Origin of the sequence: Paenarthrobacter sp. NPDC018779 (assembly GCF_044391085.1) — a bacterium.
GTDB lineage: Bacteria > Actinomycetota > Actinomycetes > Actinomycetales > Micrococcaceae > Arthrobacter.
Genome location: NZ_JBIRZS010000016.1, coordinates 85,471 through 110,343, shown reverse-complemented (window position 1 = coordinate 110,343; position 24,873 = coordinate 85,471). Strand labels below are relative to the sequence as shown.

At 62.3% G+C, this 24,873-nt stretch carries 22 protein-coding genes; 8 read left to right on the top strand and 14 right to left on the bottom strand.

The genetic code is table 11. The features are described 5' to 3' along the window. Positions 1-226: 226 nt before the first annotated feature. From ACH488_RS16115 to ACH488_RS16105, 3 genes are all read right to left on the bottom strand, one after another. Entirely contained in the window at positions 227-2,317 is a 2,091-nt protein-coding gene (locus tag ACH488_RS16115) for a PhoX family protein (protein WP_397325572.1), read from the bottom strand. 100 nt (positions 2,318-2,417) lie between these two features. Further along, entirely contained in the window at positions 2,418-3,404 is a 987-nt protein-coding gene (locus ACH488_RS16110) for an o-succinylbenzoate synthase (RefSeq protein ID WP_397325571.1), read from the bottom strand. Positions 3,405-3,464: 60 nt separating this feature from the next. Then, a complete protein-coding gene (locus ACH488_RS16105) occupies positions 3,465-3,953 on the bottom strand; it encodes a hypothetical protein (RefSeq protein ID WP_397325570.1) in 489 nt (162 codons plus the stop codon). Between the two features lie 226 nt (positions 3,954-4,179). Between ACH488_RS16105 and ACH488_RS16100 the strand changes: the two genes are divergently transcribed. The 3 genes from ACH488_RS16100 (at position 4,180) to ACH488_RS16090 (ending at position 6,571) form a co-directional block, all read left to right on the top strand. Beyond that, positions 4,180-4,800 carry a DUF2510 domain-containing protein gene (locus ACH488_RS16100; RefSeq protein WP_397325569.1) on the top strand — a complete coding sequence of 207 codons (621 nt, stop codon included), beginning with the start codon at positions 4,180-4,182 and terminating at the stop codon, positions 4,798-4,800. A 12-nt stretch (positions 4,801-4,812) separates the two neighbouring features. Next, positions 4,813-5,451: a DUF2510 domain-containing protein gene (locus ACH488_RS16095; protein ID WP_397325568.1), complete on the top strand. Its 639-nt coding sequence runs from the start codon at positions 4,813-4,815 to the stop codon at positions 5,449-5,451. A gap of 70 nt (positions 5,452-5,521) precedes the next feature. After that, entirely contained in the window at positions 5,522-6,571 is a 1,050-nt protein-coding gene (locus tag ACH488_RS16090) for a LacI family DNA-binding transcriptional regulator (protein ID WP_397325567.1), read from the top strand. A 128-nt stretch (positions 6,572-6,699) separates the two neighbouring features. Here the strand turns inward: ACH488_RS16090 and ACH488_RS16085 are convergent, their stop codons facing one another. The 4 genes from ACH488_RS16085 to ACH488_RS16070 are packed head-to-tail and all read right to left on the bottom strand — an operon-like array spanning position 6,700 to position 11,350. Beyond that, positions 6,700-8,073, bottom strand: a complete 1,374-nt coding sequence (locus ACH488_RS16085) for a glycoside hydrolase family 32 protein (protein WP_397325566.1) — start codon at positions 8,071-8,073, stop codon at positions 6,700-6,702. A 30-nt stretch (positions 8,074-8,103) separates the two neighbouring features. Continuing rightward, a complete protein-coding gene (locus tag ACH488_RS16080; RefSeq protein ID WP_397325565.1) occupies positions 8,104-8,976 on the bottom strand; it encodes a carbohydrate ABC transporter permease in 873 nt (290 codons plus the stop codon). Between the two features lie 8 nt (positions 8,977-8,984). Then, positions 8,985-9,935 (bottom strand): carbohydrate ABC transporter permease, encoded by a 951-nt coding sequence (locus ACH488_RS16075; RefSeq protein ID WP_397325564.1) that lies wholly within the window; start codon positions 9,933-9,935, stop codon positions 8,985-8,987. Next, positions 9,932-11,350 (bottom strand): extracellular solute-binding protein, encoded by a 1,419-nt coding sequence (locus ACH488_RS16070; protein WP_397325563.1) that lies wholly within the window; start codon positions 11,348-11,350, stop codon positions 9,932-9,934. The genes ACH488_RS16075 and ACH488_RS16070 overlap by 4 nt, the downstream gene beginning before the upstream one ends. 156 nt (positions 11,351-11,506) lie before the next feature. Here ACH488_RS16070 and ACH488_RS16065 point away from each other — a divergent pair, with 156 nt between their 5' ends. The 4 genes from ACH488_RS16065 (at position 11,507) to ACH488_RS16050 (ending at position 15,134) form a co-directional block, all read left to right on the top strand. After that, entirely contained in the window at positions 11,507-12,418 is a 912-nt protein-coding gene (locus tag ACH488_RS16065) for a phosphatase PAP2 family protein (protein WP_397325562.1), read from the top strand. 22 nt (positions 12,419-12,440) lie between these two features. Then, positions 12,441-13,223, top strand: coding sequence for a VanW family protein (locus tag ACH488_RS16060; protein ID WP_397325561.1), 783 nt, complete (start codon positions 12,441-12,443; stop codon positions 13,221-13,223). Positions 13,224-13,326: 103 nt separating this feature from the next. Next, positions 13,327-14,667 carry an acyltransferase gene (locus tag ACH488_RS16055; RefSeq protein WP_397325560.1) on the top strand — a complete coding sequence of 447 codons (1,341 nt, stop codon included), beginning with the start codon at positions 13,327-13,329 and terminating at the stop codon, positions 14,665-14,667. A 269-nt stretch (positions 14,668-14,936) separates the two neighbouring features. Then, the gene (locus ACH488_RS16050) at positions 14,937-15,134 is read left to right on the top strand and encodes a hypothetical protein (RefSeq protein WP_397325559.1); all 198 of its coding nucleotides are present in this window, start codon (positions 14,937-14,939) and stop codon (positions 15,132-15,134) included. A gap of 41 nt (positions 15,135-15,175) precedes the next feature. On the opposite strand, the gene ACH488_RS16045 is transcribed toward ACH488_RS16050, so the two are convergent. The 3 genes from ACH488_RS16045 to ACH488_RS16035 form a co-directional block, all read right to left on the bottom strand. Then, the gene (locus tag ACH488_RS16045) at positions 15,176-16,099 is read right to left on the bottom strand and encodes a hypothetical protein (RefSeq protein ID WP_397325558.1); all 924 of its coding nucleotides are present in this window, start codon (positions 16,097-16,099) and stop codon (positions 15,176-15,178) included. A 98-nt stretch (positions 16,100-16,197) separates the two neighbouring features. Further along, positions 16,198-17,091: a NosD domain-containing protein gene (locus ACH488_RS16040; protein ID WP_397325557.1), complete on the bottom strand. Its 894-nt coding sequence runs from the start codon at positions 17,089-17,091 to the stop codon at positions 16,198-16,200. A 407-nt stretch (positions 17,092-17,498) separates the two neighbouring features. Further along, positions 17,499-18,716, bottom strand: a complete 1,218-nt coding sequence (locus ACH488_RS16035; protein ID WP_397325556.1) for an MFS transporter — start codon at positions 18,714-18,716, stop codon at positions 17,499-17,501. An 84-nt stretch (positions 18,717-18,800) separates the two neighbouring features. Here ACH488_RS16035 and ACH488_RS16030 point away from each other — a divergent pair, with 84 nt between their 5' ends. Further along, positions 18,801-19,667: a hypothetical protein gene (locus tag ACH488_RS16030; protein WP_397325555.1), complete on the top strand. Its 867-nt coding sequence runs from the start codon at positions 18,801-18,803 to the stop codon at positions 19,665-19,667. A gap of 546 nt (positions 19,668-20,213) precedes the next feature. Here the strand turns inward: ACH488_RS16030 and ACH488_RS16025 are convergent. From ACH488_RS16025 to ACH488_RS16010, 4 genes are all read right to left on the bottom strand, one after another. Continuing rightward, on the bottom strand, positions 20,214-20,513 hold the full coding sequence (locus tag ACH488_RS16025) for a hypothetical protein (protein ID WP_397325554.1): 300 nt from the start codon (positions 20,511-20,513) through the stop codon (positions 20,214-20,216). Positions 20,514-22,090: 1,577 nt separating this feature from the next. Beyond that, entirely contained in the window at positions 22,091-23,197 is a 1,107-nt protein-coding gene (locus tag ACH488_RS16020; protein WP_397325553.1) for a hypothetical protein, read from the bottom strand. A 167-nt stretch (positions 23,198-23,364) separates the two neighbouring features. Then, positions 23,365-24,249, bottom strand: a complete 885-nt coding sequence (locus ACH488_RS16015) for an MBL fold metallo-hydrolase (protein WP_397325552.1) — start codon at positions 24,247-24,249, stop codon at positions 23,365-23,367. Positions 24,250-24,421: 172 nt separating this feature from the next. After that, positions 24,422-24,873: FG-GAP repeat domain-containing protein (locus tag ACH488_RS16010; RefSeq protein ID WP_397325551.1), on the bottom strand; the 452-nt coding region annotated here is incomplete at its 5' end.

The following is a 24,873-nucleotide window of genomic DNA, read 5'->3' as shown; positions in this document are numbered from 1 at the left end:
CTGCGACACCCTCTACGCCATGCTCCGCGACGGCACCCTCTACCAAGCCCAAACACCCAAAACCGCTTGACGAAAAACATAGGGACACTCTCACCAAACACCCCCATCCCACCGACGCTCTCTCACCAAACACCCCCATCCCACCGACGCTCTCTCACCAAACACCCCTTAAACGGAAACGCTCCTCCACCCCGGGGGGGTGGAGGAGCGCCAACGCGGAACAGGCCTACTTGCGGAACACCTGGACGATCGCCGGACGCGGTGCTCGCACGGAGCCGGCAGCCGGGCGGGATCCGGCGCCGACGTAGTCCGGGAAGTACGAGTGCGGAGCCTCGAACGTGCCTTCTTCACCCGGGTGCTGGACGGCGACGAAGACCGTGCGCTCCTCGTCGTGGATGATCGGGCCACAGGTCTCGGCGTCACGCGGAACGGCAAGGAACTGCTCCACCTTGCCACGCTCCGGACCTTCCAGGGTGACCTTGAAGAGACCGTCGTTGTAGCCGATGGTGGACGGGGCACCGTCGGTGGAGATCCAGAGGTTGCCCACGGAGTCGAAGGCCACGTTGTCCGGGCAGGAGATCGGGGAGACCTTGTCCGCCGGGAAGCCGGAGAAGTAGGTGGAGGTGTTCTTGGCGGGGTCGCCGGCCACCAGCAGGAGGGTCCAGTTGAACTTGGTACCGGTCTGGCCCGGAGCCTCGGTGATCTCCACAATGTGGCCGTCACGGTTCAGGGTACGGGGGTTGACCTCCGTGGCGCCTTCCTTGCCGGCCTTGCCACGATCGGAGTTGTTGGTGCAGGCCACGTAGACCTTGCCGGTGCGCAGGTTCGGCTCGACGTCTTCACAGCGGTCCATCTTGGTGGGGCCAACTTTGTCGGCTGCCAGGCGGGTGTAGACCAGGACGTCGGCTACGGACATGCCAGGGACCGCGGACTTGCCATTTACCACCAAGGGCAGCCATTCGCCTGAGCCGTCGAACGCGCCGTCAGCCGGGAGCTTGCCGGTGCCATCGATCTCGGCGGCCGGGGAATCGCCGGTGAAGCGGGCAACGTACAGGTCGCCTTCCGAGAGAAGGTTCATGTTGTTCCTGCGGGCAGCGGCGGAGTCGCCGGCCTGGTACTTGCCCTTGGAGACGAACTTGTAGAGGTAGTCGAAGCGCTCGTCGTCGCCCATGTAGGCCACAACGCGGCCGTTGGGAGCGACGATAACGTTGGCGCCCTCGTGCTTGAAGCGACCCATGGCGGAGTGCTTCTTCGGGGTGGACGTGGGATCGAACGGGTCTACCTCCACAATCCAGCCGAAACGGTTGGACTCGTTGGCATAGCCGGAGTTGCGGGTGTCGAAGCGGGGCTCGTCGAGTTCCCACTGGCGCGTGGTTGCCTTGGCGGACAGGCCGTAGCGCTTGTCGCCGTCGCTGGTGCCCGGCGCGGCAAAGTAGCCGTTGAAGTTCTCTTCGCCGGAGAGGATAGTGCCCCACGGGGTGGTACCGCCGGAGCAGTTGCCCAGGGTGCCCTTGATCCAACGGCCGGCGGGATCGTCGATGGTCTTCACCAGGTTGGTACCGGCGGCGGGACCGGTCAGCTCGTAGACGGTGTCCGTCAGGAAGCGGCGGTTGAGGGATGCGCCCTGGACGTAGCTCCACGGCTTGTTCTTGTTCTTGCGCTCAAGTTCCACCACAGCCAGACCGTGGGCGGCACGGCCGATGGCGCGGGCCTCGGCGGCATCGAAGCCCACCGGCAGCATGATGTTCTCGTTGGTGTACTCGTGGTTGGTGAAGAGCAGCGCGCGGCGATCCTTGGAGTTCGGGATCGGCAGGATGTCCGTGTAGTCGTTGTTGTAACCGAACTGGCGGGCCTGGGCTGCGGCGGTCTGGTTGTTCAGGTCGAACGCCGGCGAGTCCTTGAACAGCGGGTCACCCCAGCGGATGATCGGGTTCCAGTCGAAGCCTTCGGGAACCGTGAACGCGTCAACCGCGGAGTCAACGGGCTTGATGGCGGTGAACTTCAGCTTGGACTTGTCGAAGCCCTTCTTGGCGGCATCGGAGAGGCCATTGCCGGAGTCGGCAACAGCAGAATCAGTGCCGGTGACAGCACCACCGAGAACGACGGCGAGCGCACCTGCGGCGCCCAGGCCCAGGGCGGCGCGGCGGGACATGGCCGTGGAGGCGATATCGCGGAAGTAGCCGTTGGCACTGGTGTTGCAGACATCGCCTGAGCAGGCATTGTCGCACTTGAGTGCACAGGTCACCGCACTGCGCTTGCCCTTGGTGTGGCCAAGCATGGGGAGCAGCGGGAACGTGCGTCCGGTGGTTTCAGACATGGGGGGACCTTCCAGAAGGGTTACGAGGTTCCCGCCGAGCCTGTCAGCGTAATTCGAAGCCGAGAGGACGCTCTGGTTACGGAAGGGTGAACAAACCGCGTCACGCAGAGGCCAAGACGGCGTGAACCCGGGCCAGCCGCTCCAACCACCAGTCGCGCCGGTCGGCGGGTGCCGCATACCGCTCAAGAAGTTCCGGATCGGCCGCTGCCTCACGAAGCGGGATGGCGCCGTCGTCCGCGACCAACGGGTCCCGCGTGATGTCTGCGGCAAAAAGCGAGACGGTTCCGAGGCCGCAGGCGTAAGGCAGCGTGGGCAATGCGGCAGCGAGCGCCAATCCGGCGCGGATTCCCACGGACGTGTCCAAGGCTGAACTGACGATGGCGGGAAGGCCGGCTTGGGCCACGATGTCCAGGGCGCGCGCCACTCCCCCAAGCGGCGCGACTTTCACCACCAGGAGGTCGGCTGCGCCAGCACGGGCCACGCGAAGGGGATCATCTTCTTTACGAACGCTCTCGTCCGCCGCGATCAGCACGGGTGTGCCAGCAGCCGAGAGCCGCCGCCGCACTTCTGCCAGTCCCTCAATGGTGGGCACGGGTTGCTCGGCGTACTCAAGTCCCACCGCGGAGAGCTTGCCCAGTGCCTGGACGGCCTGCTCCACGTCCCATCCTCCGTTGGCGTCCACCCGGATGGCGGCGTCCGGCAAGGCTTCCCGAACGGCAACCACACGAGCTACGTCGTCGATCAATTCCTGGCCCCGCTCAGCGACCTTGATCTTGACCGCATCAACGCGTCCAAACCGCTCGAGCACATCGGGCACCCGATCCGCGGCGACGGCTGGGACGGTGGCGTTCACGGGAATGCTGTCCCTGAGCGGAACCGGGAAGCCTTGCCAGCCCGCTTCCAACGTGGCGGCCAACCAACGGGACGATTCGTCGTCGTCGTACTCCGGAAACGGACAGAACTCGCCCCAACCAAGTGGGCCCTTCAGAAGCAGCGTTTCGCGCTGCATGATGCCGCGGAATTTGACCCGCATGGGCAGGGAAACGACGTAAGCAGAGTCCTGTAGTTCTTCAAGGGAAGGGAGCATAGTGCCACTGTACCGGCGGCATTTCAGGCGCGGATGGGGCCAACCTCGCTATGTGGAAATCTATTCCACCCAGAACTTCCTGGCTGCCCGGGCTGCGTCGGCGAACAACTCGACGGGCAGCGGGACGGAACTCTCGGGCATCCCCAGGCCATCCCATCTGGCCACCAGGACGGTTTCTCCGTCCAGCGGCAGCGGCCATAACCAGTACCGTGACGTGCCCTGCAGGAATTCGTCGTTCCCGCCGGACCCGCCGCCACCCAGCGGCGTGAGGACCGGCCCTGTCACATCGCCGTCCATTCCGTCTCCCAGACTGGGCTCCACCAGTCCAGCGAAAACCTTCCGGCCGTTCGGATATCCCACCCCCACCAACAATCCGTCCAGCCCTTGTTGGAAAGGACCGCGGGGTGTGAGTGCTTTGTCCATTGCTTCGCGCCATTCACCTGCAGTTTGGTCTCCGCGCCGGACTGTCCAGACCAGGTCCAAAACACAACCGGTGGAGTAGACGTCAACGGATTTCAGTGCCAGCGCCATGCGGTTGCTGCTGTGCACGAACCCACTGACCGGCACCACTCCGGGCAATTCATCCGTTGGCGGCCCCACCCAGGCAGGCGGTATGGGCTGCGTATGTCGTGGACGTTCTGGCGGTACAGGAAGGTCCTCGAAGAAGGTCATGTTCCATGCATACACCGACTTCACCCCGATGGGGAGGACTGCTTGCTAAGAGAGAGGCCACAACCGCGATATCCTCTGATTCGACACTCATTCAGGGGGACTCATGACTCAGGGCTACAGCGGTTCAACGACGCCTCCGGGCTGGTATCCGGACCCTTCCAATCCGCAGCAGATGCGTTGGTGGGACGGCGTGCAATGGACGCCGCACCTGGCCCCCGCGCACCCTCAGTTCATGCCGCTGCAACGCGTACTAATCAGCAACCAGACGCCGGTCTACAACCCGTTCATCTGGGCAATCGTGCTCATTCCCTTGGTGTCCGTCCTTCTCCTCCTGACGTGGCAGCCGGAGTTCCGCCTCATCACCACCCGCTCGGGCGCAACGACGCTCGACCCCTCGTCCATCTACTCCCCCGGCTACTTCCTCCTCCAGATCTCAAGTTTCGTCATCTGGGCCGTGACCATCCTGTGCGCCTTCCTCGACTATCAGCGGCTCACCAAATCAGGGGTGATCCGTCCCTTCCACTGGGCCTGGTGCTTCCTGAGCCCCTTGGTCTACGTGATTGGCCGGACCGTGATCGTCCGGAAAGTGGCGCCGGACCGCGGCCTGGCACCCATCTGGGTCATGATCGGGACCATCGTGGTGTCGTTCATCGTGTTTGGCATCTGGATGGCGAACTTCTTCAACCAGATCTACTCCCAAATCGGCTACTCGATCAACGCCTAGCGGCGGCCACCGATGACCAACACTCCGGCGCCGGATCACCTGCCGCAGCCAAGCACGACGGCGGCTCCCGGCTGGTATGCCGACCCTGCGGATCCGCGGTACAACAGGTGGTGGGACGGTTCCGCGTGGACAGCGCACGTGGGCCCGCCAGCCTCACAATTGCTGGCCCAGCGCCCGCTCATCGGTCCGGACGCCCCGGTGTACAACGTCTTCATCTGGCTCATGGCAGTGTTGCCGTTGCTTCCTGCAATCGCCTTATTGACGTGGAATCCGGACCTGCGTTTCTACACCACCAGCCGTGGTGGCCTCGCTCCGGATCCGGCTTCCATTTTCACAGTGGGCTACTTCCTCGCCGCGGGCTCCTTGGTGTTGGTCTACGTCGTCTCGGTTGTCCTGGCCTTCTTCGACCACCGGCGCTTGCTGCGCGCAGGAGTCGTCCGGCCCTTCCACTGGGCATGGGCGTTCATATACATGGGAGGCGTGGTGTACGTGATCGGCCGCGCGATCATCGTCAACAAGGTGGCCAGGGGCCGTGGCTGGTGGCCGCTGGGTGTGCTCGCCGCGGGATGGCTCCTGTACATCGTGGGCGGTTACGTCAAAGGCATCCTGTGGATGCAAAGCATCGTGTCCGGTATTGGCTACGGTTCCTAGGCGCCACGTGCCGCACCCAGTCCTCACACGCGTTAGGTAGACTGCTGCCTAGCCGCAGGAAAGGACCACCATGAACCGCAAGGCCACCGCACTCGATGTCGCAAAACGGGCAGGGGTTTCCCGTAGCGCCGTTTCGCTGGTCCTCAACGGGCGCGGTGACGGCAATGTGGCCAAGGAGAGCCAGGACCGCATCCGGCTGGCAGCGCAGGAGCTGAACTACTCCCCCAACGCCATCGCACTCAGCCTCCGGAACCAGCGCTCCCGCGTCATTGGGATCGTGTCCGACGAAGTGGTGGTCAGCCCCTTCGACGGCAACATCATCGGCGGCGCGGACGATGTTGCCCGCAGCCACGGCTTCGTCACGGTGGTCATGGATACCGAACGCGATGCCGCCCGGGATGCGAGCGCCATTGAGACGCTGCTGGACCGCCAAGTGGACGGACTCATGTACGTCACGGTGGGCCTCAAGCCTCTCGATGTCCCTCCGGGCATGCAGCGTGTTCCTTCTGTGCTGGCCAATTGCTACGACAGCCGGACCGAGCCGCAGATCCACCACGTCATCCCGGATGAGGTCACCGGCGGACGCGAAGCCACAGAACACTTGCTGGAACTCGGCCACCGGGACATTGCCTTGCTGGCTGGCGCGGAAGTGGATCCGGCGGCTCCCCTGCGTGTCCAGGGCTACCGGGACGCCTTCGTCGGAGCCAGCCTCGGCGTCAGGGAGGACCTCATCACCCATGCCGGCTGGGACATCAACGACGGCTTCAACTGGGCCATGCGCCTCCTCGATGGCAAGAAACCCGATGAGCGCCCCACGGCCATCATGTGCGCCAACGACCGCTTGGCCGTCGGCGTAGCCCTGGCCGCCGCCCGCCTGGGTTTGAGCATTCCACGTGACCTCTCAGTCATGGGCTACGACGACGAACACCGCATCGCCAGCACCATGGTCCCCGCCCTCACCACCATGGCACTCCCCTTGCGCGAAATTGGCCGGGCGGCCATGTCGGCCCTGTTGGGTGCCATCGAGGGAAGCGAAAGTACGACGGCGGCGCCCACCTTGGAGACGATGGTCCCCTGCCGCTTGGTGTTGCGCGAGTCGACAGGCCCAGCACCCCGCTAACCCCACGTTGCGCGGCCCGCTCTGCATCCCCACCGCCACCCTAGCCTCGCAAGCTCGGCCAGGGAACCCGGGCGGCGTGGCCCCTACCAAGGAATAGCGCGCAGAGCAGGCCCCACAACGGGAGGGAATTAGCGCGGAAGGGCCAACTCCCAGACGTCGGCCGTTACGCCGGCGGGAAGTACCAGGCTCCAGGATTCACCGGGCGCCGGGTAGGCCCGCAGCGTGGTGGCCACGGACTTGGACGAGTAGACCTCCACGAGCGAGGCATCCACGAAGATCCGGAACTCCTCCCCCGCGGCGAGCTCTCCCCGATAAACCACCTGCTCCGCAGAACCGGAGCCAAGGACAAGCTCAACTGTCCCGGCAGCGCCGGCCACCAGTACCTCGGCAAATGCAGGAACGGCAACCGAGCCCGAGGCCTCGGATGCCACCAAGGACCCTCGGTATGCGGATACCTCCGGGGCAGGTGAAACAACCAAAGCCCCGTCAACCACGGACAAAAGGCGAGGATGCGTCAGCACACCCGACCACCCGGCGTCGTCGATTTCATCCTGGGTGCGGCCCCGCCGACCGTCACGGCCGGGACCTTCGTTGGCCCAGCCCCAGAGCAGAGCCGCAGGCGCAGAGCCTGACGAAAGCTGCACGATCTGCGGTGCGTAAAAGTCGCGGCCCAGATCCGATTTCCCACCGGAAACGGCGGTAAAGACAGGCAGCCCGGTTTCGGGATCCGCGGTGAGCGAACCGATCAGGTGGCCTACGCCGTTGGCGTGTTCGTGGTCATCGCCGGAGAGCCAGAGCGAGAACATCATTACCCAGGACGAACCCGACGATGAAGGCACTTCCACCAGCTGCGGGCACTCCCAGATCTCGGCGGGCGTGTGAACAGCGGCGACGGGGTCGGCCGACGTCAGCCAAATGCCCTGGTACTTCCAGTCATCCAGCGAGTCCACGGTGTACAGCAGCAGCGCTGCCCGTCCATCTGCGAGTCCGGCGCCCTGGATGGCGTAGCGGGATCCATTGAACGTAAAGATGAAAGGATCGCGCACGGCGGTCACGGACGAATCAGCGGGCATCGACGCGGCAACGTGCCCATCCTGCGTCCAGGTCACCAGGTCCGAGGAGCCCCGGGCAATAACAACCTGCGAATGCCCGCCGTGGTCCTGAACACCGGAGTAGGCCGCAGTCGGAACGTCACCATCAAGGGTGACAACCCCCGTCCAGCACCCGGCGGAGTCGGGCCCGCCCGCCTGCGGTGCGAGGGCAGCGGGATGCTCTTCCCAGTTCACCAGGTCAGCAGTGCTCACGTGGCCCCAGTGGATCTGGGTGTGCCGCGCAGAGGACGGGTTGTACTGGAAGAACACGTGGTACCGGCCATTGATGTAGCTGATGCCGTTGGGATCGTTGATCCAGCCTTGGGCAGGCCGCGGGTGGAAGCGCGGGAACGCGGGATCCGGGTGCGTAGCGGCCTGGGCCAGGGATGAAACAACTGCAAGGTCCGTCATTGGAAATGCCTTTCGAAGTGGGAAGGGAAACTACTTGCCCGTACCGGCGGTGAGCCCGTCCTGCAGGGCACGCTGCCCGAACATGAACACCACCAGCGCGGGAATCATGGAGAGGACAACGCCGGCCAGGACCACGGAGATGCTTCCGGTGCCGAGGTTGCCTTGGAGGGAGACCAGGCCCAGGGGCAGTGTGAAGTTCTGCTCCGAGATGGTCATGATGAGTGGCCTGAAGAACTCGTTCCAGTGGAAGTTGAACGCCAGGATGCCCACGATTGCCAGGCCGGGCATGGCCAGCGGCGCATACACAGAGCGGAAGGTCCGCCAGGGCGAGGCGCCGTCGATCGCGGCCGCTTCAGCGAGCTCACCCGGGAGCCCCATGAAGTATTGCCGCATCAGGAAGGTGCCGAACGCCGTCGGGATGGCCGGGAGGATCAACGCCAGCAGCGTGTCGGAGAGTCCAACGCCGCGGATGAGCATGAACACGGGAACGATCGTCACCTGGGCCGGCACCATCATGGTGGCCAGCACGATGGAGAAAAGCGCTCCGCGGCCCCGGAACTTCAGGTGCGCAAAGGCGTAGCCTGCCAACGCTGCGGTGATCATCTGGCCCACGGCGATCAGGCCGGTCACCAGGGCACTGTTCACCACCAGTCCAATGATGTTGAGCTGTTTGAACACTTGGCCGTAGGAGGTGAAGTCCGGGTTCAGCGGTAGGAACGACGGCGGCAGTTTGAAGGATTCCGACGGCGGCCGCAGCGAGGTGGACAGCGTCCAGAGAACGGGCCCCAGGACAAAGACGGCGGCGATCAGCAGGGCCACGATCCGGGCGGCCACTGACCAGTCGCGCTTCTTCCGCGTTACTACGGGTGCCGTGGTTTTCACACGGTCAGAAATGGTGGTCATGGCGGGCCTTACTGGTAGAAGACGAATCGTTTGCTGAGCCGGAACTGCAGGGCCGTGATGGCCATGATGATGAGCGTCAGGATCACGCCGATCGCGGAGGCCTGCCCGAACTCGAGGCGCTGGAAGGCTGACTCGAAGATCACCATGACGGCGGTTCTGGTGGAGTCGCCCGGGCCGCCACGAGTGAGCACGTAGGGCTGGTCGAACACCTGGAGTGCGTTGATGATTGCCATGACCGAGGCCACCAGCGTGGTGGGGCTCAGGAGCGGCAGGGTGACGTACCAGTGCTTGCGCCATCCGGTGGCACCGTCGATCGACGCGGCCTCGTAAGTTTCCACTGGAATGGAGGCGAGGCCACCAATGAACAGCAGGAACGAGAACCCGAAGTTCTGCCACACATACACAAGAATCACGACGGCGGCGGACCCGGTTGGCGTGGTCAGCCACGGTACCGCTGGGATGCCTACGAGGGACAGCAGCCAGTTCACCACGCCGAACTGCTCGTTGAAGAGGTAGCGCATGAAGATGGATACCGAGGCCGCGGACAGGATCAGCGGGAAGAAGAACGCGGATCGGAAGAACACCCTGAGCCAGGAAGGGAGCTTCTCCTGGACCATGATGGCCAGTCCAAGGGCGAGACCCAGCTGGAGTGCCACAGCCACAATGACGAAGACGATGGTGTTCAGGAACGACACCCTGACCGTGGGATCCTGGACCACTTCGGCAAAGTTGTCGAACCCCACGAACGTCGGCGCCGAGATGATGTCCCAGCGGAAGAACGCGAGGGCCACGGACGCAACGATTGGCAACAGGGTGAAGATGCCCATGCCCACGATGGTGGGGGCCAGGAAAGCCCACGGGAGCCAACGCTGTTGAACGCGGCCGCGCGTGGACGCCGGACCACCCTTGTGGGACGGAGCACGGCCGGTGCCCGCTGGGGTACGGGTGACGGTACTCATGGCTGCCTCCTCAGGGCCAGTTCGAGGTCACGCTGCATGGAGTTGAGCGCATCTTTGAGTTGGCGTTCGTCGCCACTGACGGCAAGGGACACGTTCTTCATGAGCGCGGTTTCGACGGCGGCCTGCTGGGGAGGCGCCGGGATGGGCCCTGTGGTGGGGAACCTGTCCAGGGTGTCGTAGAAGACCTTCCAGTGACGTGGGCCGGTACCCGAGTAGAGCTGTTCGTTCACCATGGAACGTCGCGCGGGTGTGGTGTTCGGCGTGGGGAACACGATCTGCATGGCTTCGAGGCTTGAGCTGAACTTCACCCATTCCCAGGCAGCGTCCTTGTCCTTGGCAGTCTTCATGATCGCGTACCCGGCGGTGCCGAACTGGTGGCGCTGGGTCCGCCACTTGGGGAAGAACTGCACGTCGAACCCGTCTTCAGTCATCCCCGCCTCGTGGAGGCCTTGTACCCAATAGCCGCCGGCCGGCGTCGTACCTATCCGGTTGGAGGCGAAGAGGCCGATCAGCGAGCTGCCGCCGCCTTCCTCGGGGCGTACGCCCAGCCCGTCCTTGACCAGTCCGCGGAGGTAGTCGAAGGATTCGAAGACCCGCGGGTCGTCGGCGTTGGGTTCCAGCCACTGGTACCCGCCGGAGCGAAGGCCACGGGAGGGGTCGTTTGCGTAGAAGCCGTCCCACAGCCATTCGCCACCGCCGGACTTGGTTTCCTTGAGGAAGCTGGTGTCATTCGCGTAGAGCCACGGCACAACTCCACCGAAGAGGCGGTTGGTCCAGTAATAGGGCGTGAAGTCCTTGGGGTTGGCCTTCTTCATCGCCGAGAGCGTGGCGCGGAAGTCGGTGTGCGTCCAGTTGTCGGCCGGCCGCTCCAGGCCTGCCTGCCGCAGTGACGTGGCGTTGTAGTACATGTTGGCGGCGTTCCAGTCGATGGGGAGCTGGAACAGGCTGCCTTTGTACATGAACGCTTCCACCAGGCTCGGGTGGACGTCCTGGAAGTACTCCTTCATGTCCTCGGCGTCCCGGCGGAGGTACTCGTCCAGCGGGTGGGCGAGCTTCTCGGCGAAGAGCTGCGCGCCCTCGGTAGCCACGTAGACCACGTCCGGCGGCGTGCCTGCTGCCACCATGGTGAGGATCTTGGTGAAGAAGTCCTTCCAGTCCACGGCCTGGATGGCCTGGACCTTCACTTTGATTTCGGGGTGGACCTTGGCGAAGGCGTCCACTACCTTTTGGCGGGCTGCGGCGTCTGCGGCGGTGCCCATGATGGCGATGCTGAGGCTGTTGTCTCCCCGGCCTGGAATGTCTGTTCCGGTCAGTCGCGGCCACGACGCCGCCGTTACTCCGACGATCCCAGCACCGAGGGCTGTGAGGGCGGTTCTGCGTGTGAATTGACGCAAAGCCCCGTTGGTTCCCGGCATTGTAGATTTCCTTCCCTAACACGTGTTAGGAACACTAGACCTGTCACCTAACACGTGTCAAGCGTCACAGGAATGTTGCGTGGATCTCACTTTCGGGACTCGCGGGCACAGCGGACTCACATGAGGCATCCAGCGAATTGTGGCAGGGTAGAGAGAATGAGTTCCCAGCAATTCCGCGTCAGCGGGAGGTCGAGCAAACGGCCACGTCAGGAGCGCCCAGCAGGCGCCGGTACGGGCTTCTTGTTTTGCCTCATCACCCTCGCCTGCATGGTTGGCTTGGCAGCGACGTACTACTTCTTCGTCCGCACCACCGCCGGCCAGTTCATTGACGAGTCCGCCCTTGTTGAAGCCACCGAACTCAGCGGCACGGCAGGCAAAGCCTCCACGGGATTCCTGGACGTCCTGCCAGTCACCTCCTTGATCATCGCCACGCTCGTGGTGCTGTTCGTGACCATTGCGCGCCGACGCTGGACAGCCGCGGGCATCGCCGTCGTCGCTTGCGTCGCCGCCAACATCGCCACGCAAGTCCTCAAACTCCTCATCCCGGACCGTCCGGACCGCGGCGTCCAGACCCTGGAGATGAACTCACTCCCGTCCGGCCACACCACCCTGGCAGCCTCCGCGGCGGCCGCAGTGTTCCTGATGGTTTCGCCGCGTTGGCGGCCCCTCGCGGGCTTCCTAGGCAGTACCTTCGCCGTCGCCACAGGCGTGTCCACGCTTATCAACCAGTGGCACCGCCCTGCCGACGTGGTTGCCGCCTTCCTCGTCGTCGGCATCGTGATGCTCCCTGCCGGATGGCTGATTCTGCGCTCCGGCAACAGTTGGAACGTGTGGCGCGGCTACGGCGAGCACTGGGCCTCGTCCAGGCTGTGGGCCTTCCTTACACTCGCTGCCTTACTGGCGGCCGGCGCCGTGGCTGCCTACTCCCTGCTCCAGGTGATGCCGGGCCTTAGCGCGGACAGCACAACAGACTACTTCTGGGCCGGGACCGCTTTCATAGTGATCGCCGGCTACCTCTCCGCATTGGGCGGGATGTGGCTCTTCGGGCTGGCGGCCAGGAAGCGTTAACGCACGACGCCGGGTGGCCGCCTTGCGCGGTTGGCGCGGCTGGGCATGCGAACCTCATGAGGTCCTTCCCGAACTGGTCTACCGACACAATTCGCTGATCAGGCGCAAGCTCGGAAACGTCGACCTGCACCTTCAGGAGAACAAGGCCGTCAGCCTGGGAATCGCGGCACCGCTGGTCAACTCTGTGGTCATCCGGCCCGGCGAGACGTTCTCTTTCTGGAAGCTGGTTGGCAGTTGCACGGAAGCCAAGGGCTACCGCGAAGGCCTGGTCATTAACCACGGAAGGCCCGACTCGGGCATCGGTGGCGGCCTGTGCCAGTTCACCAACCTTCTTCATTGGATGGTTCTGCACAGTGAACTGACCGTGGTGGAACACCATCATCATGGCGACCTGGACCTCTTTCCGGACTTCAACCGCCAGATCCCCTTCGGTTCAGGTACCTCGATCATCTACAACTACCTGGACTACAGGGTCCGCAATGACACCGACCAGGCCTACCAATTCCTGGTCAGCACCACCGACGAACACCTGCGTGGTGAACTCCGCGCAGAACGTGCCCCCGACAAAAAGTTCCACATCCGCGAAGAAGACGCGTACTTCCACGAAGCGAACGGGAACGTCTACCGCCACAACAAAGTGGTTCGCCTGACCCGCGACAAGCGGACGGGACTCGTGACCTCCAAGGAACAGATCATCGAGAACAACGCCTTGGTGGCCTATGACCGCTCGCTCATCAACGCGCCCATCCTCAAAGCCGCCCCGACGCAGGAAAGCGACGAAGTCCTGGCCGCAGCCACGGCCTGACAGGCGCCCGCACCCAAATCAATCGTTACAACTGCCCATGGCGGGCGGTCTCCTCTTCGATTACGATTAATCCATTCGCTGGATTAATCGTCAGGAGAGACCCATGCCTTCAGCCCAGACCGGCCGCGGCACAACCAGCTTGGCAGCGGTTCCCGCCTCACGTGACCTCGTGGTGGACTTCATCCGCGTCGCCTGCATGTTTGCCGTGGTCGCAGTCCACCTGCTCATGATGGGCATCAGCGTAGGCCCTGCCGGCATTGGTGTGGAGAACCCCCTGACGTCGCTGAGTTGGTTTGCCCAGGGAACCTGGTTCGGGCAGGTCATGCCCCTGTTCTTCGTTGTTGGCGGCTTCGCATCCCTCACGTCGTGGCGCAGCCTGCAGCGCAAGGGAGGAGATGCTGGCGACTATCTCCGCACCCGCGTGCTTCGTTTGGTCCGGCCAACGGTCGCCCTGTACGCCTTCCTCACCTTGGCGCTATGGATTGCGACGGCGGTGGGCGTCCCAGGCGACTTGCTGAAAGTTATCGCCGCCGGGGCTGGGGTGCAGCTCTGGTTCCTTGCCGCGTACCTGATCTGCCAGGCCATGGTCCCGACGATGGCGCGATTCCACAAGGTTGCGCCGTATCGAACCGTCGCCGCATTGGCGACGGGCGCCGTCGTCGTCGATGTCCTGCGACTCGGGCTGGAACGCAACCCGTGGGGCTTCGACTCGAACCCGATCGGGCTGCTGAACATGGTGTTCGTGTGGGGCTTGCTGCAACAGGTGGGGTTCTTCTATGCGGACGGCGTCTTTGATCGGTTTGCGCGGTGGAAGCTGATTGCGGCGGCGGCTGCGTGCTACCTCGCCTTGATGGCGCTCACGCACGACGGACTGTACCCGGTAGACATGCTGACGAACCAGAACCCTCCGATGTTCCCGCTGGTGCTGGTGGGCTTGGCGCACGTTCTGTTGGTGAAGGCTGCGTACCCTTGGCTGCAGCGTACGGTTCAGCAGGGGTGGGTCCAGAAGGTCATGTTTGTTGTGGGGAGCCGGGCCATGACCATCTACTTGTGGCACTTGCCGTTGATCATCGCGATGTTCGGGCTGGCCCTTGTGCTGCGGCTTCCATTCCCCGAACCTGCGAGCACAGAATGGTGGCTGAGCCGGCCGGCCTTCTATGTGGCAGCTTGGGCCCTGGTGCTTTTGGTATCCGCACCCCTCGTCCGCTTTGAACTCGCGGGCACGGCACTGGCACCGGGGGCTTCCCGTCCGGCCCTGTGGCGCATTGGCCTCGCCACGGTACTGGCGATCATTCCGCCGTTCGTAGTAATGCGGGGCGCGCTGGATGTTTGGAATGCGTCGTGGGGGTTGGTGTTGTTGACACTCGCCGTGGCGCTGGTTACGGGGCGTACCGGTGACCGCAAATGGAAGTCGCCGGTGGTGCTGGAGCGCAGGGCGGGGTAGTTGCCACCGAACATACCGTGGTGAAAGCTCCTCACCGCAGGAAAACAGGACTCATGGAGACCGAGGAGCCCCGTCATCCGTCGAATATGAAGGCGAATTGCCGAGGTTCGTGAACGCCCCCACAACGGACAAAGAAGTGTTGACTATTGGCCACGGACGCTCGGATATTTGAGAGAAACCCTCGACAGAAAGGGCCCTTTCTATCAACAGAGTTGTTATGTGTCAAGTCAAATTACACGAAACGTTGTAGCTACAGGTATTTTGACCGAATGGTCTCCAATGAACATGAAGAAAACGGGCAGCCAACGGCAGCCTTGGCCGCCGTCGCACTCGCCGTCGGAGCCAACGTAGACGACGCCTGGGACATCGCAGTCGAAGCGGCCCGGCTGCCCACTGCTGAGGCGGCGTACCGCGAGGCCTTTCGCCTGGCGGGAGAAGTCGCCTACAGAAAGTTCGGACAAGTTTGATTCCGCAGGCTACCCATACTTAGGCCAGAAGGGTCTTGGCGCTACCCGGCCGTTGCTGGAGCCGTCTCCATGACACGACGCTTAACGTCAGGCCGAGTGGTTTCAGTTTGGAATCCGGCCGCGGCCAACCCTGAGGGCCAATCGCCTCGGCATTGGGCCAGCGCTTCGAAGCATTCCCGCAGAAGCTCCTTGGGCGGAGGGGTGTGCCCGTCCCCCGTGTCGGGTCCCCACCTATCCATCAACATGAAGAGGTTTTCCGCGTCGCCCACCGCGTCCAGGAAAGGCAGTTGATGGTTCTGGATGTGGAACCAGTCTTTGGCATTCTGGATAAGGGCAACCGTATGGCTGAAGCCCGCCGCGTAGACTGGCACCAAATCATGGGCAACTGTCCCAGGAAGTTCCCCCATGTCACAGCCAGGCATGTCCCATCCGTGCATCATGTACCGTTCGACGGCGCCCGGATAGAAGCGCGAAATAGATGTTTGTGGGTTGACGGCGAGCGCAAGCGATGTGGGGAAGAACCTGGAAAGCGCAAGGCTGGCATAACCGCCACCGGAACTCCCAAAGAACACCACGTTGTATCCTCCGGTTGCCCTGACGATTCGTCGAATAATGTCTGCCAGGGCCTCCTGTAAATCAGGCTGATTCCTTGATCCCGCGTACCATGCGAGATTGAGATCCTGCGATCTCCGCAAGCTTGGATCGGAGAGGAAGATTCGGTTGACAGGGAGATCCGACGTAACACCCTTCCCCACAAACCATGGCAACCGCACATCCTTCTCAGCAGCACCGTGAAGGCAAACGATGGTCGTAGTTGACTCCCCGGGAAGGTTCAAAATCTCCAGGGGCAGCCCTTGGTACTCGACCTCAATCAGCCCAGCTGGAACCTCTTCGGTTGAAAGAAATTCGTCCAGATTCGTGTACTTGGACGACACTGGGATATTGGATGCTTTGCTTTCCGACACCCCGGTATTCTAGCTGGGGCCAGCAGCCGCCCACGCACCATGGCGTTCCCCCCTCGCAGTGCGATGAGTGCCAGGGGGTGGGAAGTGACTAGGGCAAGCTATCCGGATCCTGGAGCACCTGCGGCGCTTTGCTCGTGGGCGTTTCCCTCAACATCGGCATTGGTCGAGGCTCGAACCTCGATGCCTGCGCTTACACCAATGACTGTGTTATCGCGCACGACTGGGGAGACCGTCCAGTTCAAGTAGATACCTACCGCGGACTTTTCATCGGATTCCCGCAAGACATTGCCACGTACTTCTATGCCGCGGAGCGGTGCGCTGGAAATCCCATTGACGGCAATGCCGCCGCCGGTGAGGTCAGGGTCCAACTGGTTATCCAAGACTTTGACGTTCTCAGAGCGAATGACGTCGATCGCAGCGCTAGGGTTCGTCGGCTCGGTGTCAGCATCTGTATGGAGCCTGTTGCCTTCGACAACGACTGACGACGCCTGCACCTTGATGAAACGTCGCGAAACGTTACGGACCTCGTTGTCGCTTATCCGTACGTTTCCCGCATTGAATGGACTTGAGTTCCCGTCGTTGAAGAGAACGTGGATGGCGTCGCCTTCTTCACCGGTGATATTTTCCAAGCGGTTGTTCGTAATGAATGAGCTTGCCCGTGCATCAGCTGTCGAGTTGAGTGCGATGCCGCGAGAAGCACCTGAGTTGTTTCCTCCGATGCCGTCTCCGACGCTGACGACATTGCGAATGATGTTGTTTCTAATGACAACGCCGTCACTCGTGGTTGCGTCTATCCCGCGAGCGGATTGCGTCTTCGACCAGAAATTCTCATAAATACCATCCTCGACAGTGGCGCTGGCCCCGGTAACCTTCAGGCCGTAGGCAGCGCGGTTACGACCATCGATATGCACGCCAACCTTGGCATTCTTGCCGGTGACGGTGAGCACGGTGATGTCATTCGAACCGGCCACGATGACGGCGTTATCGGTCACTAAGGTTCTGTTGTCACCACTGAGAACAAGACCTTTGGTGACCCGGAATGTTCCACTCGAAAGACGATCTCCGCCAGCGTTCAACCATGATTGAATTGCCGCTGTGTCGTCTGTTACACCGTCACCTTTGGCCGTACTTGGGACTATAGGTTTGTGATCCAGATTAGATGGAACGGATGCTTCACGCTTCGGGTCTTCGCTGGCCGGGGTGCGCGCGGGCTGGCAACTTGTCATAAACAGGCACGCACAGGCCACGAGCAACGCAAAAACCAACGTCCCATGACGAGCCCGCTGTGCCCTTACCATTGCGCCCCCATCCCCACATAGATCCCAACCGATCCCATGCTAGCCCGCACCTCAGGTCATAATGAACCTGCGGCCGCCCAGTCAGGCATCGCCTGGCATTTTTAGTAGTTCCGCCGATGCTTCAGCCGAGGAATGGCAATCGCAAACACAACGGCAGCGGCGAACCCTAAAACAGCTGTAGCCCAAACACCTGCCGCAAGGGAGATGGCGGCGGTTAGCCCTGAGAGCAGCACCGGTCCCCCGGTGGCACCGGAATCAGCAATGAACCGCCAAATTCCCAGGAAGTGGCTCCTTCCGTTGTCAGGGGAGAAATCCGCACCCAACGTCATGATCAGGCCGGAGCTGATGCCATTGCCAAAACCGATTAACAACGCGGCGAGCAGCAACGTCGTGAAGCCACCAGTGAGCGGAATCAATGCCAGGGCCACACCCATGGTCAGCGTGGAGGGAACCGCCACCCATTGCCGGCCTTTCCGATCCATCAGCTTGCCCGCTGGGTAGAACACCAGCATGTCTATCGCTCCAGATAAGCCATAGATCAGCGAGGCGTGGGTAGCGTCCATGCCCAGATTGTCCGCCCACAGGGGGATAACCACCTGGCGGGATGCCCGTAACGCGCTCAGCAGGAGGATGCCGAATCCCACGGAAAGGAACACACCCGCATGGGAGGCCGCTACCTGTCGCAGCGTGGAAGCAGCAGGTGCCACGCCGCCGTCGGAGGTGTCCGGCGCAACTAAATCCGGAATAGTGAGCGACAACGCGGCTGCGCCCATCATTCCCACGAACCCCACCCAGTAAGCGCCACTGATCCCGGCAAACTGCATTGCGGCAGCACCGATAAAAGGACCGATGAAAATGCCGATCCTGGTCACACCGCCGAGTGTCGACAGTGCCCGCGCACGAAACATGACCGGCACCGCTTCCGTCAGGTACTTCTGCCTTGCCAGGTTGAAGACGCTCGAGCTCATGCCCACGATCGTCATGGCAGCAGCCAACAGCCAAATGCCGTGTTCCAGGCTGGGCGCAAACGCAGCTGCGCCCAGCGCCATGGCACCCGCCGCTCCCGCACCCACGATTGCCCACCGCTCACCAAATCTGATGGTGATGATCGATGCCGGTATGTTGAAAAGCCACGAGCCCACCCCAATCAGCGTGACGATCAACGCCGAGACGGCCACCGATGCACCGAGGTCGCGGGCCGAGAGGGCAATGACCGGCAGGACCGCTCCTTCACCGACACAAAACAGCAATGCCGGTCCAAAGGCGGGTAAGGCAATGCTGCGGAGGCTGAAGGCTTGGTCTGCTTGGGTGCTTGTCATCCCCTTCATCCTAGAACTGCGACCACCATGGAGGGCTTCGTCACGTGTAGGCAGTTTCCTTATGGTTCAACTAGAGTCCGGGGCATGACCAACTCGAAGCGCCGCGACGTATCACGCTATCCTCGGACGCAGACCGTGTTCCCGTCCTTTGAGGACTTCCTTGATGCAGAACATCTGCCAACGGAAATCATCACCATTGACGGAGCAGAGCCACTCGATATTTTCTATCTCCCGACCGGCAGCGAAACTACAGTGGTGTCTTTCCACGCCGCCATTGCCAGCCACGACGCCACACTGCCGATGTTCTCCGGTTTCAAGGTCACGCAAGACCACTCGCCCAATCAAATCTTCGTGTCCGACCCGGGCCTGCTCGCCAGTGACGAGCTTACGATTGGCTGGTTTTCGGGTACCCAGGAACTTCCCCTTCAGTCTCTTCTGCCAAAAGTCCTCGGTAAATTGATCGACCACGCTGGCGGGAATCGAACGCTCTTTTGGGGACCTTCGGCGGGTGGATTCGCAGCACTGTTCTATTCGAGGTACTTCCCCGGTTCACTGGCCGTCCCCGTGAATCCGCAGACGATTCTTTCCAATTTCAATGAGATCCATCAGCGCCGCTACACAGAAGCGGCATTCGGGGCAGAATCCGACGAGTCACATATCGAAGTATTCTCGAACACGATTTGCACTGACCTCCGCCAGCACTATCGGGGAGAGACTCCAAACTACATCTTGTATGTCCAAAACGAGACTGATCCCCATGTCCAACTGCACATGGACCCATTCCTGGATTCGTTGGAGTCCATGGACCGCGTGGACACAATCATGGGCAACTGGGGTGATGGCCATATTGCACCATCATCAGAGGAACTAAGAGAAATCATGAGTTCTATGACCGACCCAGGCTTAGATTGGGACACCCATTTCTGTCGACGGGACAAGTCCACTCGCTGATACATTCAAGTGAAACCCTGCGTACTCCGGGGCACGAACCCCGGAGTAGGCTTGCGGTTCCTAGTCAGCGCATTGCTTGGATTTACCTTCCCCGGTCGCCAGCCCGGGCGGAGCAGAACCATGCGCCAGGTCACCGGAGCATACTTAGAGAACGCGACCGGCAAGGAGCCGTGGTGAGGAGGAATAGGATCATGGCAGTTACTCGACCTCGATCAAAGACCGACAAACCAGATAAGCAGCCCGTGTCGAATAGGGCCTTCCCCCTTGGCAGCCCAGTCAAGGTCCCGTTCGGAAAGCGCACCTTCGACGCAAAAGTCGTTGAGAATCACAAGGGCAGAGTGACCGTTGAAATAACGATCGAGGGTGCCAGCGAGCCCTTGGTCACGTCGTACAGGTCGGACGAAATCAAGGAACCCTAACAACCCGAGGCGCCGGCATTTGGCACTTATTGAGCAGTCTCGCTGAGACTTATCAAGTCCGGCATCGAATTGGCCAAGTCATTGCGGTTCCGGAGATCGGAACCGCAATGACTATTCCGTAGCCGCCTCAGCCGCGGGTTGCGGCTGGCTGACGGCGGCTGCCAACTCCCAGAATCACACCCAGCAAAGCCAAGCCGACTGCCCAGAAAACAAGGCTCTCGTTCAGTCCCGTGCTGGCCAAGGAAGCCGAGCTTCCAACTGCGGTAGTAGACCCTGCAGCGACAGCTCCCTGCGTGCCGCCAGCGGCTGCCCAGGCGTTGCCCATTTGAGCGCCGTTCACACCGACCTGGACACCGGTGTTTCCGATTCCAGTGCCGGGAGCGGTGATGCCTGTTTCCACTTCACCGGTGCTAGGACCGCCGGTCATCGGCGGGGTGACGACAGGCGGGTTCACAACCGGAGGAGTCACCACAGGTGGGTTGACGACAGGCGGGTTCACAACCGGAGGGTTCACAACCGGAGGGTTCACAACCGGAGGGGTAACCGAGCCTACAGAGCCTTCACCGATGCCGACGGAAGTCGAACCGATCGTGACCGGAGCTGTAATAGGAACGATCAATTGAGTTCCGGAGAGAAGTCCACCGTCACCGGAAGTCGCTCCGCCGGCGGGTGTGCCTGTAGTGCCTGTGCCCGTCGAAGTACCAGGAGTCGTGGCGACGGAATCCCCAAGCACACCACCCGAAACAGCACCCACATTCACCGGAGCCGTAATCGGAGCAACAACCTGCGTTCCCGACGCGACACCATCAGAACCACTCGTGCTGGCACCAGCCGGCGAACCAGCAACGGGACCACCAGCGGAAGTGCCACCGGTCGCCGCCGCCGAATCACCAAGCACACCGGCCGAAACAGCACCCACATTCACCGGAGCCGTAATCGGGGCAACAACCTGCGTCCCGGAAGCCACACCATCAGAACCCGAAGTACCAGCAGCCGGAGCCCCAGCACCCGAACCGCCAGGAACAGTGCCCGCCGTCGAGCCCGTTGTCGCCGCCGAATCACCAAGCACACCGCCCGAAACAGCACCCACATTCACCGGAGCCGTAATCGGAGCAACAACCTGCGTCCCGGACGCAACACCATCCGAGCCCGAAGTACCAGCAGCCGGAGCCCCAGCACTCGAACCGGTGGCAGCGGGAGCCGCGGAAGCAGAGGTCGAATCTCCCCCAACTCCCGCGGCAGTGGCTCCGATGTTAACAGGGACCGAAATCGGAGCCACTACCTGAGCGCCGGATGCGATGCTTTCTCCCCCCGACGTTATTGCCTGCGCGGGCTGTTGGGCCGGCGCAGTCGTAGTTGCAGCTGGCGCGGATGACGCCGATGAGTCCCCCAACAGACCCGCCGATGTGGAACCAACAGTCACGGGGACTGTCACCGGTGCAACCACTTGGGTACCGGACGCGACTCCGTCCGACCCACTGGTACTTGCCGCAGGAGCTGCCGATGAAGCTGCAGCAGGTGCGGCAGAATTGGCTGGGCCCGTCGCAGTGGAGCCCCCCAGCAGACCCACTGAGGACGAGCCCAGGTTTATCGGCGCCGAAACTGGTGCGACTACTTGCGTTCCGGACCCGACGGCGTTCGAGCCGCTGGTACCGGAGGTAGTCGGCCGAGCTGCAACCGGGGTGGCCGCGGGCGCCGTTGAACTTGCGGCAGAGTCTCCCACGACGCCCAACGATGTGGAGCCTAGGGTGACTGGTGCTGTAACTGGAGCAACCACTTGCGTCCCGGACAACAGGCCGTCCTTACCGCTGGTGGTGCCTGCGGCGTTGGCCGCCGTCGCGCCGAGGGCAAGCAGCCCACCGGCAAAGCATGTGCCGAGAAGGCACTTGCGTACTGTTGAATTCATGATGATCTTCTCCTGAAGGTCTTGTTCCCAGTGACGTCCGGGGTACGGAGCGTCCAATGACCGTCTGCCGCAGATGGTGTTGCGGCGAAGGTGGGAAATTAATCAGGAGATGAGCCGGGATCGAATGACACCGGCTTTGGATGTTGTTCAGTGCTGACTGATGCGAGGCCAGAGATGGAGCCTGATGGAATGACTACTTCGCCGCCCAAGTAGGCAGCCGAGGGGCTCGGCGGACCGTTCTGTGAGCTTCCGGATCCGCTTCCGGTCGAATTCAGCGGGGCGCCCTCAGGGTCACCCGGAAGTTCGATGGGAGTCTCGTCATCCGTGTTGGTGGTGGTACCCGCAACGGTGCCCACGGTGCGGCTTAGTTGAGCCGCGTTCAGTTGCAACAGCCCGGAAGGCAGAAACGCGGAAGTAACCTCCGCATTAATCCATGATTCTTCTGCCTTCTCCACCGACGCAACAGGAGTGGCGGCTTCCGGCGAGCTCGCGACGTCGAACGGCGGCAAGGTGCCGGCGTCCGGCTCCGCGGGGACTACCGGGGCTTCTCCCCCTGGCAGTGAGGGCACTCCCGAGCCGGGGTCTGCTACGGGAGGCACCACTCCAAGCACCGGAGGAAGGATGGGGTCGACGACATCGACGATGGGCTGCACGATCGGCCCAATGATGTCTGTGACAGGTTCCAAGGCGACGGGCTTGATAGCCTCGTTCACCGGAGGGACTACCGTCTCGGCTGTGTGGTCTACAGTTTCAGCGACCGGCGTCGCGACTGCGTCCACAACTCCGCCCAGTGTGCCGGTTGGAGCAACTTCAGCAACAACCGGGACTGTGGAAACTACCTTGTCAGTGGAAGCCGCAACTTGCTGGATAACCGGTGTAACCGCCGGAACATCCACCCTGACGGTCGGCGCGGGCACGATCGCTTTGACTGGCGCAGGAAGCGGAACCTCCGGTAACGGAATCCGAACAGTGGCGGCGGGAGCCTTCGGCGTCACCACTTTCGTAACGGTGGCTCGGGTTTCCCTAACTGCCTCGGAGGTAGCGCCCAGCGTCGAATTGGTCTGGGCCGTCAGCGAGCCGCCGGTGGAAGCAACAGAACTTGTTATTCCACCCAGCAACGAGTGGTTGTCCTGGTTGCCGGAATCTGCAGTGGCGGCTGCCGCCGAGAGCGCCATCCAAACTGCGGTACCAGCCCCTGCGATCATGACGGAGCGGAGAATCCGAGTAGCGCGCGGAAACACGCGTATGGCCTTCATCTCGACACCCCCCAGGTAGTCGCAAACCGATGGTCGCTTTCATCCTAGGACTGGACTAACGCAATAGTCCATGGTTTGGAGGGGTCGAGATGAACTTTCTATAAGGACCCTTGGTTTTATGAGGGGTAGAAGCCGGTCTTCTCGGGTCCAAGGTCCGGCACACCCAAGGACGCGCCCGCAGTCTTGCCCTGCTGCGCCTGCGTCTCCTGAAGTCGCTTAATGAACCAGCGCGATTGCTCCGGCCCGTAAGGCAGCACAGGGATAGCCTTCGTGGCGTCCGCTGGCATGTCGCGGATGGACTGCGTGGCTTGCCGGACGGCTGTGGTCATGGTGTTCGCCATGGTCTTGACGAACTCGTCACTGGCAGGTTTGCCATGGCCGGGAACAAGGTGCTCGTACCGGTGGCGCAGTGCCGAGATGTGGCGGAGAACGTCTGCCCATTCCTCCGGATACGAGTCCTCGAAGGAAGGGTGAGCTCCCTGTTCAACCAAGTCACCAACGAACAGCGTGGAGTTGGTACCCACCAGGAGGTCACCGTCGGTGTGCGCACGGCCCAAGTAGAACAAGGTAGCGGTGACGCCACCCAGGTCCACGAGAACGGGCTGATCCCGCACGATCGCGTTCGGGACAACGATTTCGACGGCGTCGCCCTCCCCCGCTGTCATCTCCGGTTCGTTGGTGGTGACGAAGCGACGCTGCAGGTCACCGTCCTTCTCGATGGTTTCGGCGCAGTTGGCGTGCGCCCAAAACTCCGTGACGCCGTCGTCCGCGAAGACAGCGTTTCCGAAGAAGTGGTCGTAATGCGCGTGGGTGTTGACCACCACCAGCGGAAGCTGGGTTTTCTCGCGGACGGCAGCGAGGATCTCGCGGCCTTGGCGCGGACCGCACCCAGTGTCGATAACCATGGCGAGCTCAGTGCCCACTACAAGTCCGGTGTTGAGTAAGGAACCCTCGGTTTCAAGGACGTAGTGGTCCGGACCAAGTTCTAGCCATGCTGACAATGAGTTCTCCGTATCCAGTGCAATCCGGCGATGTTCAGGCCTCGATTCTACCCACGGAAAGCTGGGAGGCAGCGGAACGGATGGTGTGGCGCTGCTGCTGGCGCATGCAGAAACGTGTGGCCCGGAAGTTGAAGTTCCGAGCCACACGTACAGGCTGCGTTGGGTAGCGGATTTACAGGATGATGCTCATGGCGTTCCAGCCCGAGCCCACCTGCCGGGCCGCGAGGAAGCCGCCCGAGCCGTTACCCGGGTACAACATCAAGGCACCCCCGCTGGTCCGGCTCAGGACATCCATCTGGCCGTTTCCGTCGAAGTCACCGGGGCCCTCGATGGCGGTCATGCCGCCCCAGCCCCAACCGATCTGCTTCGCTGCCAGCCAACCTCCAGCACCGTTGCCTGGGTAAAGCATCAGCCCTCCGGAGGAGGTCCGTGCCAGGATGTCGGCTTTTCCGTCGCCGTCAAAGTCACCGGGACCGTCGATGGCGGTCATGCCACCCCATCCCCAACCGATCTGCTTGGCCGTCAGCCAGCCTCCGGAGCCATTACCGGGATACAGCCACAAACCACCGTTACCATCGCGGGCAACGACGTCCGCCTTGCCGTCGCCATTGAAATCACCAGGGG